Raw genomic sequence first — 13980 nt, 5'->3', positions numbered from 1 at the left:
ATACCCCTTATGCACACAATAGGCACTACCTAAAGGTTTTAGAAGATTGAATAGACATGAAGATATAATCTCTGAGGTCGAAATAGAAAGAGATACCACCGACATGCTTTTAGGCAACAGTTTTGTCGGCCTTCTAATGACTATATTCGCGTTTTCAGGCCTCGTTTTTTTCTTCGAAAACGATGAGCCGTCAATTTTCACTCATAAGCTGCAAGTATGGATTGCTATGATGAGCATTTCCATCGCCCGCCTTTTAGACTCCCTTTATTGGCGAGCCAATTTAGCCGGCAAATTGTTTAACCCTCGTCCTGCCCTAATAAGGTTTTCTGTGGGCTTATACATAACTGGAACAATATGGGCCCTTTATTCAATTTTATTCTATTCATCCATGGCTACCGTAGAGCTTGCAGCAACTATGGTGGTACTCTCAGCTATGGCGGGTGGAGCAGGAACCGTACTTTCACCAAACAAAAAGCTTGTGAGTTTCTATTCTACTGCTCTTCTTGTTCCGATGTCGCTTTGTGCTGTTACAGACGAAGAGGGCAAATTCTTTATTCTAGGTGTATTAGGCTTAGTTTTTTGGTTCGGTATTTTTACGAGTGCTTTCCGTTACAACAAGTTTTTTATAAATACGCTACACCTGAAAGCAAGAAATAATAGCCTTGTAGAACAAATGAAAACAGAGCGTAGCGAGACTGAGAAAATCAATCAGTTACTTATAGCGTCCAATGAAAAGCTAGATGCCTCTAACGCTACGCTTGAAGCTGAAGTCGAACGACGAACCGCTGATCTCTACAAGCTTTCTAATAGAGACCCACTGACTAACTTACTTAACCGAAACGGTTTTTTAAAGTACCTGAATAACTTACTTGATACTACACGAGCGCTTGATAACTCATTAGCATTGTTGTTTATCGACCTAGACGGCTTTAAGCAAGTGAACGATAGCCTAGGCCATAAAATTGGAGACATAGTACTAGCGGAAATAGCTAACCGATTACGCAACTATACAGAAGAAAACCATCTCGGTAGGTGGGGAGGTGACGAGTTTGTTGCAGTTATCCCCTACGCGAATGTCGACACGGCGAAAGCCGTCGCTCACGCCATGAGAAGCGGTGTAACCGTGCCTATCATTGCAAATGATAACCAAGTAACTCTTGATGCAACAATTGGCATAGCCATGTTTCCCGAACACGGTGAGACTGCTGTTGATCTGATTCAACAAGCTGATTTAACTATGTATGATCAAAAACGCGAACAACGCGGCTCTATTGGTGTCTTCAGCCAAGCACTTCACCAAGAAATTAAACGAGAGCAACAACTTTGCGAACGTTTACGCTGCGCTATCGACAACAGCGAATTTACCGTTTTCTATCAGCCCATTATAGATGTAGCATCAAATACTCTTTCTTCAGTAGAGGCCCTGCTTAGATGGAAATGTGATGATGAAAGTATTTCTCCAGCGGTATTTATCCCGCTTGCTGAGCGCAGTGGACTTATGCCGGAAATAGGTGCTTGGGTGTTAAACCGCTCACTAATAGATCTATCGCACTGGCAATTTAAACAAAACCTCGCAATATCCATTAATGTGTCGGTCTCTCAACTGCTTGATGATAGCTTTCTTAAAACGGTAGACAACGCACTGAAGACTACCCAAATCTCTTCCGCGCGGCTTCATTTAGAAATCACAGAAAGTGTTTTTGCTAGCGATAAAGAAGTGGTAAGCGTAAAAGTTAATGAACTTGTAGCTCGAGGAATTAAAGTTTCTATTGATGATTTTGGCACAGGCTACTCATCATTGAACCGCCTACAGTCAATGCCATGCGATTTTATTAAAATTGACCGTTCTTTTGTACAGAATAGCTCTGAAGAGAGTGATACCATAATAAGAGCGACACTTTTGATGGCAAAAGAGTTTGGCTGTAAGACTATTGCAGAAGGGATTGAGACCGAAGAGCAAAAGCTTCATCTTGCTCAACTAGGTACTGATTACTTGCAAGGTTTTTACTTTGCTAAACCTATGAACGCCGGCGACCTAATCTCTTGGTATAACGAAAATTATTAATCACCATGGCTCAACTTTATTTTTATTACTCTGCAATGAATGCAGGAAAATCTACTTCTTTACTTCAATCTGCCTATAACTACCGCGAACGCGGGATGCATTCCATTATCTATACAGCTGCGCTAGATGACAGATACGGCGTTGGCAAAGTAACATCACGTATTGGTTTACAGGCCGACGCTAAGTTATACGCCAAAGGCGACGACTTATACGCGTCGATAAGTAAAGATTACGAAGCACGTAAGCCCGACTGCGTATTTATTGACGAAGCGCAATTCTTAACGAAAGCGCAAGTAAAGCAGTTGGTAGACGTAGTTGATGAACTAGGGGTCCCCGTTCTGGCTTACGGACTACGAACCGACTTTTTAGGCGAAACCTTTGAAGGCAGTCATTACTTACTGGCTTGGGCGGATAAGCTGTCGGAGTTAAAAACGGTTTGTCATTGCGGTAAAAAAGCAAGTTTTGTTGTGCGTTTGGACGAGAATGGCAATGCCGTAAAAAATGGTGACCAAGTTCAAATAGGTGGTAACGATACTTACGAATCGATGTGCCGAAAGCACTTCAAAGAGTTGGTGTGGGATTAGGCTTAAACCATCAACAATCTTGTAATACCCCCCTACCCCTTCATTTCATTACAGTTTTCACTGTTAGTTGACAAACGCTCTTAAAATAGAAAGCGAGTTGCCGAAAGGGACTTGCTTTTCTAACCCCCAGTACGCATTTTGTGAATCGCATTGGTTTATTTAAATCCATCACTTAAGCTTAGGCTTAACAACTTTCGACAAATTTCCTTCCCTCTGCCTATAACGCTCAAGCATTTAGGCCCCCAACTTGCACAGCTGCTAACCTGACACTATTGTTAAACTGCTGTAAATAAAAACCATACTCAAAACACTAGCAAGGACACGGCATGAAGCACACAAACACATTTAAGCCTGCGTTAATTACCCTATCAATCTCGATAGCGCTGCACGGAGCCTCAGCCATAGCGCAAGAAGCAACAGTCGAGTCACAAGTTGAAGTTATACAAGTATCAGGTATTCGAGGCTCGCTAATTCGAGCCCAAGCGGTAAAGATGGACAACGACTCTATTGTAGAAGCCATTTCAGCAGAGGACATAGGTAAGCTTCCAGACTCATCCATCGCCGAATCCTTAGCGCGATTGCCTGGCGTCTCTGGTGAACGGGTTGGAGGAAGAACGTCGGGAATATCTGTTCGAGGCTTTAAAGAAGACTTCACAGGCACTTCGCTAAATGGCCGAGAACTTATTGGTATCGGCGACAACCGTGGTGTTGAATATGACTTGTACCCTGCGGAAATAATGACAGGGGCGACTATATATAAGACGTCAGATGCGTCACTACTTGTACAAGGTATAGGCGGTACAGTTGACCTTCAAACAGTACGTCCTTTAGCAGCGCAAGAAACATTAACCGTAACTGGCGTTTATGAACTCGGCAGTAACGATTCTGACAACCCCGAGTTTGATAACAGCGGTAATCGATTTGCCCTTTCATTTGTAGAGAAATTTGCAGACGACACCGTAGGCCTGGCGCTCGCCATTGCTTCAACCGAATCGCCAAGGAATGAAAGGAAATACGGCGTCTGGGGCTATGGTGAAAACGATGACGGACAGATACTCCCGTTTGGGTTAGACACTCAAGCCATTAGCCGAGTGCTAGAACGCGACACAATTTCAGCCATTCTGCAATGGCGTCCAACCGATAGACTAGATATTGTATTTGATGCCCTTGATATTGATTACTCTGACTCGGGCGTTATCCGCGGCTTTATTGAACCCTTTGCAGCGGCAGACGTTACCGGTAGCGGTGTTAATAGTTCAGGTACACAAGTGAACGCAAACCCTGTACTTAGGACGGACCCCGCCCAAAAAGATGGCGAGCTTCAAACCTTTGGTTTAAATATAACATACGACATAAACGATGATTGGTCAGTAACGCTGGATGTCGCAGATAGCGAATCAAATAAACGGGACTTACGCGGCGAGTCTTACGCAGGTCTTGCCCGCTCCGGTGCGCTCGATGGGAGCCAGCTCGGTCAGCGTCAATTTCAAATGAGCGCCGATGGTATTACATTCACTGATAGTAGCGGCCTAGACGCATTTTCTGACCCAGCTTTACTTCAGCTGGCTGGCCCTCAGGTCTGGGGGGGCGGAATGGCCAATATTGCCGACCAATTTGCTACTGATGCTCTGCAAGCAAACGGCCAACCCTACAGCTACTTCAATGCGCAAGACGGTTTTTTGAACTTCGCCGATTTTGAAGAAGAGTTGACCACCGTGCGCTTTGAAGCGGTAGGCTATGTTGAATGGAGTATTTTCAATACCTTTACTGTAGGTATTAACTACAGCGATAGATACAAAGCAAAAGATAACAAAGGGTTCTTCGCCACAGCTTCATCTTATCCCTTTTCAGGTGCTATTCCCGAGCAATACCTATATAACGGGCTCGCTGACTTAACATGGGCGGGAATGGGCAAGGTAGTAGCGTATAACGGCTTTGCGCCATACAATGATGGCGAGTACACACTAAACGATGCCGGACTGTTAGAACCCGATCGTTTAGGCGACACATACACGGTAGATGAAGAAGTCACCACCTTTTATGCACAGTTAGACTTTGAAACCGAGTTACAGGGCTTTAATGTTAAAGGCAATGTGGGGGCTCAATATGTGCAAACTGATCAAAGCTCATCAGGTTTTATTGGTATTGTTGGACCAAACTTTGCCGTATGTGATGATGATGGTAATGGGGCTGCCGATGCCGACTGTATAATAAACGACGGCGATGACTATTCTCATTTCCTGCCAAGCTTAAACGTAAGTGTAGAGCTGAATGAATACCGTTATTTACGCTTCGGCGCATCAAAAACCATAAGCCGTGCTCGAATCGATCAGATGAAGGCATCAGGTTTTGTAAAATTTGACCAAAATATAGAGCTGATCGCTATAGAGAACTCTGAAGAAGCGGTAAGAGAATTTGGCTCGCCGTGGTCAAAGTTTACCGGAAACCCTACCCTTCGTCCGCTTGAAGCTAATAATTTTGACTTATCTTTTGAAAACTATTTCGATGAAGAGGGTTACGTATCAGTTGCGCTTTTTTACAAAGACTTAGTCAACTGGACGCGTGACGGTAATCAGCTCATCGACTTTACAAATGATGTCACGAATGACGGTGCAAACTACTTCATTCCCGGATTTCACGACCGGGTGATAGATGTGGCAGGCAATTATGGCCCACAGGATACGCCTTATGAAGTGGGCGATTTAGTAACACCGCCAGATCAGGGGTTCTATTCGTTCTTTGAAGATGGTCTTGAAGGTGAAATGAAAGGTATTGAGCTAACGGCCAATATTCCATTGAAAATAATGGCAGATGCGCTGGATGGCTTTGGTATTGCTGCTTCAGCAACTATTCTAGATGCTGAACTTGAAGACGGCACTGCTATCCCAGGTCAGTCAGACAATACATACAGTATAACGGCTTACTACGAAGCTAACGGGTTCGAATTCAGGGTGGCCGCGACTGACCGTTCAGAGTTTCTTACTTATCAACGTGGGGGTTCTAATAAGATTGAAGCTGCCACGCGGGATGCCGTCACTCAGGTTGATGCACAAATCAGTTATGACTTTGCAGACAGTGGCATTGCGTATTTAGAAGGGCTAAGAATATCGCTTCAGGGCGTTAACCTGACCGATGAGAAGGAAGAAACTATTGATGATGCTGGCATTGTTACGCTTCGCCGGGAATTTGGCCCTTCGTATATGCTTAACCTTAACTACGCTTTTTACTAAAAAAAGCATTTACCATATCTAAGGTTGCTTCCGGTTAATAAGGCGCACTAAATTCGGGCGCCTTATTAACCTTTTCGGCAAAGCTTCTTTATACGGTCTCTCCAACGCGAAGCTCGAAAGGCAACGTACTTTTGGTAGAAACCATATTAAGTAGCGCTTTGGTTGCTTCAACACCTTTACTTGCACTAGATTGGCATACGGTAGTCAGACTAGGTCGTGCGCGTTCAGCTTCTTCGATACCATCAAAACCGGTTATCTTAAGCTCTTCTGGAACGTTAACTCCCATATCTAAGGCTAAGTTAAGCAACTCTAGCGCTATAATATCACTCATACACAGGACTACATTGGGTCTCGGAGAGCTGGTCAGCACTTCTTTAGCTGCCTGCCTTGCAAAGTGTCGATCACTTTCTGGAAGGTGCCATATACGCTCATTGCTTACCGCAATACTTTTTTCTTCAGCAGCCTTTAAATAACCATCAAGACGACGGTGGGCAATTGAGCTAGCTACATCAATCAATGGACTATCATAGATACGACACGTAGAGGGTGAATCGATAAGGCGTAGCCCAAATATGGCCACATTGTCACCTTCTTTTAATGCATGGGACGCAACGCGATACGCTGCTTCTTCGTTATCTATATTAATAGACGGCTTATCTTCAATATCAAAATCAACCGTAACAACCGGCTTAGGAGATACCGCTAGTTCTTTTACCAAATTACTGTTGCGTGGCTGACCATAGCAGATAAAGCCGTCAACAAAATCAACAACATCAAGTAGGCTATTTGAGTCACCAGCATAAAGTAGTAAGTGCTTCCCATTCTCCTGAAGGGCGGATGAAACCCCTTTGATGAATGTGCTAGCTACGGGGTCACTCACCATGTAAGAAATACTATCGGCAAGTACTAAAGCCACAATATTAGAAGTCCCCTTTCTAAGAATTTGCGCGGCTTTGTTCGGGCCACTGTAACCAATCTTTTTACACTGTGCCAAAATCTCTTCGCGCTTCGCTTTGGATAATTGGTCAGGACGATTAAACGCATTTGAAATGGTTGCCGTTGATACGCCTAACTGCTCAGCAACATCTTTAAGGGTAAGTTTCGTTTTATTCATTGTTATTAGCTCTTTTAACGAGACTTACTACCCTGAGTTGTAATTAAAAAAGGGTAGCAAGCGTGCGCTTCGACTACCCTTTGACTATAACATTAACTTAAACGTTTAACGCAGTTTTTAACTAGGAACTTGGCGTTTTAGTCTAAAGTTTATTGGCAAGCTTAATTTTAAGAAACTGGCGCCTCATCTGGTACCGAAAATTTTATCCCCAGCATCACCTAGGCCCGGCAGTATGTAGCCTTTTTCATTCAATCTTTCATCAATAGCAGCTGTGAATATATCAACATCAGGGTGGGCATCAACCACGGCTTTAATGCCTTCTGGTGCTGCAACAAGGAACAGCCCCATAATTCGACGACAACCTTTCTTTTTAAGTAGGTCAATAGTAGCAATTAGGGTTCCGCCAGTGGCAAGCATAGGGTCTACAATCAACGCAGTACGCTCGTCGATATTTTTTACCACCTTATCAAAGTAGGCAACGGGCTGAAGGGTTTCTTCGTCGCGATATAGACCAACCACACTAATTTTTGCATTTGGGATTAACTCTAGTACACCTTCAAGCATGCCCAGGCCGGCGCGAAGAATAGGCACTACGGTTATCTTCTTGCCTTTTATTTGTCTTACTTCTACCTCGTCGCCAGACCAGCTTTTTATAATCGAGCGTTCTGTAGGCAGAGTTCGCGTTGCTTCATAGGTCAGCAAATTTCCCACTTCAGAGGCAAGCTCGCGAAAATCTTTGCTACTAATTTTGGCATTTCGCATAAGCCCTAGTTTATGCGCAATAAGCGGATGGGTAATTTCGTGAACGGCCATGTAAGACTCCTTGTAATCGATTCCACTATATTTTAACCCAGCCATGCCTTAGTTAAAGCGCTTAGTCGTAAAAATATGTTTATTCAATGCTTACTTAGGACAAGCCAGACATATTTCACGAAAACCAGCTTGTTATCCGCGCACTACCTTTGCTAATTACTCAACCGACTTTGAAGTAATTTATGGTGTGTATGAGCGCTAGTGACCTACCCTACTTGTAAAGTAGCGCCGTCGGGCATAGTCACTTCAATTTTCATATTTCCGCCAACGGCCGCTAAATATGCTGCTGCGCGATGAAGAGAAACATCTTGAATACGCTTCGATTCCAGCTTGCTCACGCCAGAGGCAGTAACAGATAATGCCATTGCTACGACTTCTTGTTTCACTCTATGCTGCTTTCTTATGTCACCTAGTGTAATTTCTTTCATTGTTTTTTACCGAGAATTTCGGGCATTAAAAAAGCCCAGATGGTGGTACCTTCTGGGCTTTAGCAAAACGTTCTTACCTGCAGTGCCCAGAAGCCAATAATTGCCCCTGAACACCGACGGTCAGGTGCAATCAGTAATTAAAATTATAAAAATAACCAGTTGAAACGTTTCGCATAATAATTCTCTTTTTACAATGTACTTGTACAAACGGCATTCTGCCGAGACTAAGTAAAATAATGGGGGCTAATGGTTATTATTTAAAAACAATAGCCGCCTCGTGTCACTTATCCTTAACCATACCATGTAGATAAGCAATAGCAATGACTTTCCAAAGAGGAAAGTACGCAAAACAAGTTGAAAGCTACCGTTTTAGGAAATGTGCGAGCTCAGGCAGTTAACTTCAGAACCCACCTTTGCTTGTTTAAGCGAAGCGAGAAAGCGTGGTACAAGGTCGCTTCCCTCTTCAGGAGACCAGTTTGCGAAACCTTTATCATCAGTCACTTCATACGGCCCTTGCTTAACTTCCATAAATACCACTGGGCTAGAGCACACAGTTGCATGCCAAGTATTCGGAGGAATTTCGATTCCACTTGTTTCACCATTTGCCGCTAACGTTACTCTTTCTGTAACTACGCCTTCATCGTTGAAAAATAGAATATTTAGCTCGCCTTCTACTACCATGAAAAACTCCCATTTATGCGCCTGCACATGCCTGTGAGGCCGCACGTAAGAGTCTGGCATCATGGCAATGAAAAGACGCTGAACCATATCAGTATAAGATTTATGAACGTTAAAATTAGCTCGGCGGCGAGGACTCTCTGCTGCTTTCTGTTTTAAGTCACTAAACAATGCTTTATCAAAATACTTAATATCGTCCAACGTCATTTCCTAACTAATGCTTGGGTATTGCATTAAAGCCTATCGCTTCTCCCTCTAATTCCGCAAGCATCAAAAGCTATCATTTGTTTTTCTTCATTCTGCGGCTTTGCTCTTGACGCTTCTCTTCTCGCTTTTCTTTCCTATCTTTCTTATCTGGCGTCAACGAGCCTGTTTTGAATTTTGCTTTACGCTTGGCTTTCGCTTCAGCTTTCTTCGCCGCTTCAAGTGCCATTTCCTCTTTTTCGACTTCCAGCATTTCCGGTGTCTCTAGCGTTATTCGCCCCAACTTACCCGACTGCAGTTCTTTAAGCAGGATCTCGCATATTTTATGAAGATTTACGCGCCCACCCGCTTGAATCGCCCCACGCGTTTTAGCGGCGGCTTCCAGAAACTCTATTTCAGTATCTGGCAACTCGTCCAGCTTGTAGCGCTCCCGCATTACCTCTGGATACGCTTTAATGAGGTAATCTGCCGCAAAAAAACCGACATCGTCGTATTCCATGGCGGTATTTTTAACAGCGCCTGATGACGCTAACCGGTAAATGGAATGTGGGTTTTCAAGCTTAGGCCAAAGTACGCCTGGTGTATCAAACAAGATAATACCGCTGCCTAAATTAATGCGCTGCTGGCTTTTTGTAACGGCTGGCTCGTTACCTGTTTTCGCGATGATTCGGTCGGCCAAAATATTAATTAGCGTCGATTTACCCACATTAGGTATACCCGTGATCATAGCTTTTATTGCTTTGGGCTGACCTTCTTTATACGAACAAATGCTTTTAACCAGCTGCATTATTTGCTTGCTATTGCCCGGGTTATCGCTAGAGGTCGTAATCGTCTTCACGCCGCGCTCTTTCTCTAAGCTTTCCTGCCAGCGCGCAGTTATTTCTGGGTCTGCCAAATCATACTTATTAAGAATTTTAATACAGGGCTTATCGCCGCGTATTTTTGCAATTTCAGGGTTTTCACTGGAATATGGAATACGTGCGTCAAGCACCTCAATAAGAATGTCTACTTGATTAAGCGACTCTTTAATTTCTTTCAGGGCTTTGTGCATGTGCCCAGGGAACCATTGTAATGCCATGGTTGTTTCCTATCGTAATCGAGTTGAGGGAAGTGTGCTTAACGGGTTAATTCATAAGCGCAGATATTCACAGCGCTGGCTAAGTTTAACGAGTCAATCTTACCGCTTCCCGCAATGGTATACGCCGTTGCGTTAAGCTTTGATAGCGCTTCAACAGGAACGCCGCGTGCTTCATTGCCAAAGAGATAACACTGGTAATCACCAAAGGTGTTAGAGGTAATATTGTTACCATTCATATCCAAGAAGGCGAAACGTTCGAACCGCTCCCCTAGGCTTTCAAGCGCTACGTTTAATTCCATGTTCACGTGGAAAATAGCTCCCATACTCGAACGCACAACTTTCGAGTTGTATGGATCTACACTGTTCGGGCTTAGTAGTAGCGTAAAATCGCCAAACCACGCGAGGGTTCTTAGTATGGTGCCTAAGTTGCCGGGGTCTTGAACTTCATACAAATAGATGTACTTTTCGGTACTGGATTTGTTTGGGGAAATGTTGGTTTGTGACCGCTGTGAGCCTAACGAAGTGTTAGGAAGTGGAACGCGAGCAATAATACCTTGAGGTGATTTGGTATCGCTTAGTTGCTGCATTTGTTGAGACGATACCGTTTCTACCTTCATATTAGAGACTGAAGAAACAAGTCTTTCTTTCACCCACGCCTCATAATCAGCTGTCACATAAAGGGTAATATCACCTAATGTACTGCTGTCATGCCGAGCAACATTAATTAACTCTAAAACTAAGTGCTCCCCTTCCACCAAATAGAATCCGAACTGCGTTCTAAATTTCTTTTGATGAAGCTTTTTCACATCACTTAGTTTCATTTGCACTGCCCTTTTTATAACTTTCGGCGCAAGTGTAAGGTAAGTTCAGGAAAAGGCAAGGTGACAATTTACCCTGCCTATAACATGGTTTAATCATTCTTCAGCAACAACATAAATTTCACCGTCGTAAATACCTTGGACGGTAAGCTTCTGGCTTGCCAGTGCCTGAAGGTAGTCAATGTGCGCTTGTTCCACTTTCTGTCCAGGAACAATAAGCGGAATACCAGGAGGATACGGTGTAATTAAACCTGCTGCTGTGCGTCCAACGCTGTTTTGCCATGGTATAGCTTCCCTAGGGCTGAAAAACGCTTTTGACGGAAGGTCGTCTAAATGAATTGGCGGAATGTCTGCCGGTAACGGACTCTTGCTCTTGCGCTTGCTTAGGTTAACGGCGCCATCATCAAGACGTTTTAACGCGTTGTATAGCCTTACAATTTTAGAGCGCATTCCACCTAGCGTAAGCAGTACTAGAATAGTGCTATGAGTGAACTTCTCTATTTCTAAACCGACTTCGTCCATCAAGAAACGATGTATTTCTTGATTAGAGTAATCTAGCGCAGATACGTCAATTAAGATTTTAAGCGGGTCGTGCCCAATGTTATCGCTTTCAAAGTGAGAAAACATATTCGCAAAATCACTTGGCGATAGTATTTTAAGTCGCTTAAACTTGGCCATTTGCGATTTGAGTTCGGCAACGTTGCTTAATAGCTCATTAAGAATTTTGTAGCCTTCCATTTCCAGCTGCTGACGACATACATCAAGCGAGGCAATGAGTTGATACTTGGGCGAGGTACTGGTGTGAATTGCAAACACTTCTTTAAAGAAGTCTTTATCGAAATCCGGATCGTTTACATGAATAAAGGATGCTTGCGAGAACGCCGACACCACTTTGTGCGCAGAGTGAGTAATATAGTCTGCCCCAGCGGCGATAGCAGAGTAGTCACGTAATGCAGGGTGGAACAAGGAATACGCAAACCATGCTTCGTCAATGAACACTTTAATGCCATGCTCATGGGCTAAATTTACGACTTGCTTAAGGTCGGTCAATAACCCGTCGTAGGTACAGCCCGTCAAAACGATAAGTTTAGCGTCAGTATTTTCTTCAATAAGCTGCTTAATTTGCGCCATTCTAGGGGGTGAGAAAATACCGTATTCAGGGTTAAATACACTGTCTAAATACACCGGCATGGCTCGCGCCTGAATAATGCCGTAGTGCACTGACTTGTGGCAGTTTCTGTCGGCAATAACTTTGTCGCCCTCACGCAACAGCGTCTGCAAAATAATTTTGTTTGATGTAGAAGAGCCATTCGTGACGAAATAGGAATGACGAACTTCAAATGTATTCGCGACAGCGGCTTGCGCTTTACCAATAGCGTGAGTGCCATCTGATAATGAGCCCAGCGAGTCTACGCTTACCGATAAGTCACTAACAAACACGTTACGCCCAAAGAAACGATAAAAATCACTGATATAGGGTGAATTTCTAAAGCTTGCGCCACCGCTGTGACCTGGCGTATGCCACGAGTCATTAGACTCTACTACATAGTCTTTGTATTCAGTCCAAAATGGTGTTTCGTTTCTATCATCAAAATCATTGATGATATAACCCAAAATAGACTCTGGGTCTGAAATAATGTCGTTACGATAGAAGAATGATTCAATGCCATTGGCTTGGTTTACAATATCCAACCCTTTTACTGCATCGCCTAAGACATACACGGGAAGTTCAGGGCGAATGCGTTTAATGGCGTCGATAACTCTGGCGTTATTATCAATCACCGCGTTGCGTGCAGACGACTTTTCGCTTGTGGTTTTCTCGTTTGCGTTTTGTGCACTGACGCTTTCGGCTGCGGTGCTCGTATTCTCATTAAGTACGCCATTTAAAGGCACTACGTCTGTTAGCTCTTTAACCTTCGCCACCACATCCCAGCTAAATACAACAGCCTGAATGTCACCGTCTTCACGAACAAATTGCAGTGCTTTTGCAACGGAGTTCGCTTCAAGCAGGCTTATTTCAACGTCACTTCTGTCAAAATAAGCAATCGTGTTGCCTATACTCGAGGTGATTTGTTCCAATAAATCAACAGCATCTTCTATAACAAGAATTTTTAAATGAGGGCGCATTAACCAACCATGTAATTAATAATGAGCATTTAGCACTAGGCTAAAACTCATAAAACTAAGAATCTATAAACAAAAACAGTAAAACTAAAAATAGTGTAACTCTGAATTTCACTGGTGTCGTGTAAACTCTTGCTATGTCGTAATACAAGTGCGTAAACGAATTGGACGAGGGCTAAATCACTCATGCACAAACCTTCCCTTCAAAACCAATTCCCACACGCTTATCTTTCAAACTCAACAGAGCACAAAAGTAACCTACGAGAATTCTTACACTACGCGAAAAACGTGCTCCCTTCTATTGCATCTGCAAAGAAAAACGCCTGGCCAATACATCATGACCACTGTTTTATGCGGGTGATTTTAGACAATATTGTCGGCTGTGCTTGGTATGAGGTCATTCCCTCGCCGGCCTATAAAAACCTGACCGTCGAGCAAGCCAGCGCTGCATTAAACCTTGCCAAACAAATAGCCACTGAGAGTGTCTCGCTTCACGCACTCAACCAACAGTCGAAACAATGGCGCAATAAGCAGCTAAAGTTGGAGTTTTAGTGTGACGAAACGAACAACCATTAACGACGCAATTTTAATAGAGGATGGCCAAGACCTAGAGCGAATTGTGAAAGATAAACGTGCGCAATGGCGGGCTAATAACGCGAAAGCGCGTCGCAGGCAACGCCGATATAAAAAGAAGCTTATTGCAGAACTTCCGCGAATTATTACCGATATTCATAGCACATATCCCGAAGATGAAGCCTAAAGCACTATCATAAAAGAAATCAATTACCTACAATCACTGCTAGAAAGTTGCGCTGAACAGAGTGTAACGTAAATTAATTCCTCC

Annotated in this window: 12 protein-coding genes; 5 read left to right on the top strand and 7 right to left on the bottom strand. The window is 43.6% G+C overall.

The features are described 5' to 3' along the window. Positions 1-46: 46 nt before the first annotated feature. The 3 genes from ACYTPF_RS06885 (at position 47) to ACYTPF_RS06875 (ending at position 5879) form a co-directional block, all read left to right on the top strand. Entirely contained in the window at positions 47-2065 is a 2019-nt protein-coding gene (locus ACYTPF_RS06885) for a putative bifunctional diguanylate cyclase/phosphodiesterase (protein WP_461851676.1), read from the top strand. Between the two features lie 5 nt (positions 2066-2070). Beyond that, the gene (locus ACYTPF_RS06880) at positions 2071-2649 is read left to right on the top strand and encodes a thymidine kinase (RefSeq protein WP_179984132.1); all 579 of its coding nucleotides are present in this window, start codon (positions 2071-2073) and stop codon (positions 2647-2649) included. A gap of 326 nt (positions 2650-2975) precedes the next feature. After that, positions 2976-5879 (top strand): TonB-dependent receptor, encoded by a 2904-nt coding sequence (locus ACYTPF_RS06875; RefSeq protein ID WP_461851675.1) that lies wholly within the window; start codon positions 2976-2978, stop codon positions 5877-5879. Between the two features lie 88 nt (positions 5880-5967). On the opposite strand, the gene ACYTPF_RS06870 is transcribed toward ACYTPF_RS06875, so the two are convergent. From ACYTPF_RS06870 to ACYTPF_RS06840, 7 genes are all read right to left on the bottom strand, one after another. Then, positions 5968-6993, bottom strand: a complete 1026-nt coding sequence (locus ACYTPF_RS06870; protein WP_461851674.1) for a LacI family DNA-binding transcriptional regulator — start codon at positions 6991-6993, stop codon at positions 5968-5970. Between the two features lie 183 nt (positions 6994-7176). After that, positions 7177-7806 (bottom strand): uracil phosphoribosyltransferase, encoded by a 630-nt coding sequence (gene upp, locus ACYTPF_RS06865; protein ID WP_179984135.1) that lies wholly within the window; start codon positions 7804-7806, stop codon positions 7177-7179. A 206-nt stretch (positions 7807-8012) separates the two neighbouring features. After that, on the bottom strand, positions 8013-8234 hold the full coding sequence (locus tag ACYTPF_RS06860; RefSeq protein WP_015067690.1) for a helix-turn-helix domain-containing protein: 222 nt from the start codon (positions 8232-8234) through the stop codon (positions 8013-8015). 369 nt (positions 8235-8603) lie between these two features. After that, complete coding sequence (locus ACYTPF_RS06855) at positions 8604-9113, bottom strand: WbuC family cupin fold metalloprotein (RefSeq protein ID WP_461851673.1); 510 nt, start codon at positions 9111-9113, stop codon at positions 8604-8606. A 79-nt stretch (positions 9114-9192) separates the two neighbouring features. Beyond that, positions 9193-10194 (bottom strand): ribosome biogenesis GTPase YlqF, encoded by a 1002-nt coding sequence (gene ylqF, locus ACYTPF_RS06850; protein WP_461851672.1) that lies wholly within the window; start codon positions 10192-10194, stop codon positions 9193-9195. A gap of 38 nt (positions 10195-10232) precedes the next feature. Further along, positions 10233-11015, bottom strand: a complete 783-nt coding sequence (locus ACYTPF_RS06845) for a TrmH family RNA methyltransferase (protein WP_461851671.1) — start codon at positions 11013-11015, stop codon at positions 10233-10235. Between the two features lie 93 nt (positions 11016-11108). After that, complete coding sequence (locus tag ACYTPF_RS06840) at positions 11109-13139, bottom strand: aminotransferase class I/II-fold pyridoxal phosphate-dependent enzyme (protein WP_461851670.1); 2031 nt, start codon at positions 13137-13139, stop codon at positions 11109-11111. 183 nt (positions 13140-13322) lie between these two features. Here ACYTPF_RS06840 and ACYTPF_RS06835 point away from each other — a divergent pair, with 183 nt between their 5' ends. Continuing rightward, the gene (locus tag ACYTPF_RS06835) at positions 13323-13688 is read left to right on the top strand and encodes a hypothetical protein (RefSeq protein WP_461851669.1); all 366 of its coding nucleotides are present in this window, start codon (positions 13323-13325) and stop codon (positions 13686-13688) included. 1 nt (position 13689) lies between these two features. Then, complete coding sequence (locus ACYTPF_RS06830) at positions 13690-13896, top strand: hypothetical protein (RefSeq protein ID WP_014977119.1); 207 nt, start codon at positions 13690-13692, stop codon at positions 13894-13896. Positions 13897-13980: the final 84 nt, after the last annotated feature.

Source organism: Alteromonas sp. HB246098 (genome assembly GCF_054890645.1).
This window is presented reverse-complemented; position numbering and strand designations above follow the sequence as displayed.

What these genes read in the sequence shown, in the direction of transcription:
- ACYTPF_RS06880 (WP_179984132.1), top strand. Translation starts at nt 2,071, where the DNA reads ATGGCTCAACTTTATTTTTATTACTCTGCAATGAATGCAGGAAAATCT.
- ACYTPF_RS06875 (WP_461851675.1), top strand. Translation starts at nt 2,976, where the DNA reads ATGAAGCACACAAACACATTTAAGCCTGCGTTAATTACCCTATCAATC.
- ACYTPF_RS06870 (WP_461851674.1), bottom strand. Translation starts at nt 6,993, where the DNA reads ATGAATAAAACGAAACTTACCCTTAAAGATGTTGCTGAGCAGTTAGGC.
- upp (WP_179984135.1), bottom strand. Translation starts at nt 7,806, where the DNA reads ATGGCCGTTCACGAAATTACCCATCCGCTTATTGCGCATAAACTAGGG.
- ACYTPF_RS06860 (WP_015067690.1), bottom strand. Translation starts at nt 8,234, where the DNA reads ATGAAAGAAATTACACTAGGTGACATAAGAAAGCAGCATAGAGTGAAA.
- ylqF (WP_461851672.1), bottom strand. Translation starts at nt 10,194, where the DNA reads ATGGCATTACAATGGTTCCCTGGGCACATGCACAAAGCCCTGAAAGAA.
- ACYTPF_RS06845 (WP_461851671.1), bottom strand. Translation starts at nt 11,015, where the DNA reads ATGAAACTAAGTGATGTGAAAAAGCTTCATCAAAAGAAATTTAGAACG.
- ACYTPF_RS06840 (WP_461851670.1), bottom strand. Translation starts at nt 13,139, where the DNA reads ATGCGCCCTCATTTAAAAATTCTTGTTATAGAAGATGCTGTTGATTTA.
- ACYTPF_RS06835 (WP_461851669.1), top strand. Translation starts at nt 13,323, where the DNA reads ATGCACAAACCTTCCCTTCAAAACCAATTCCCACACGCTTATCTTTCA.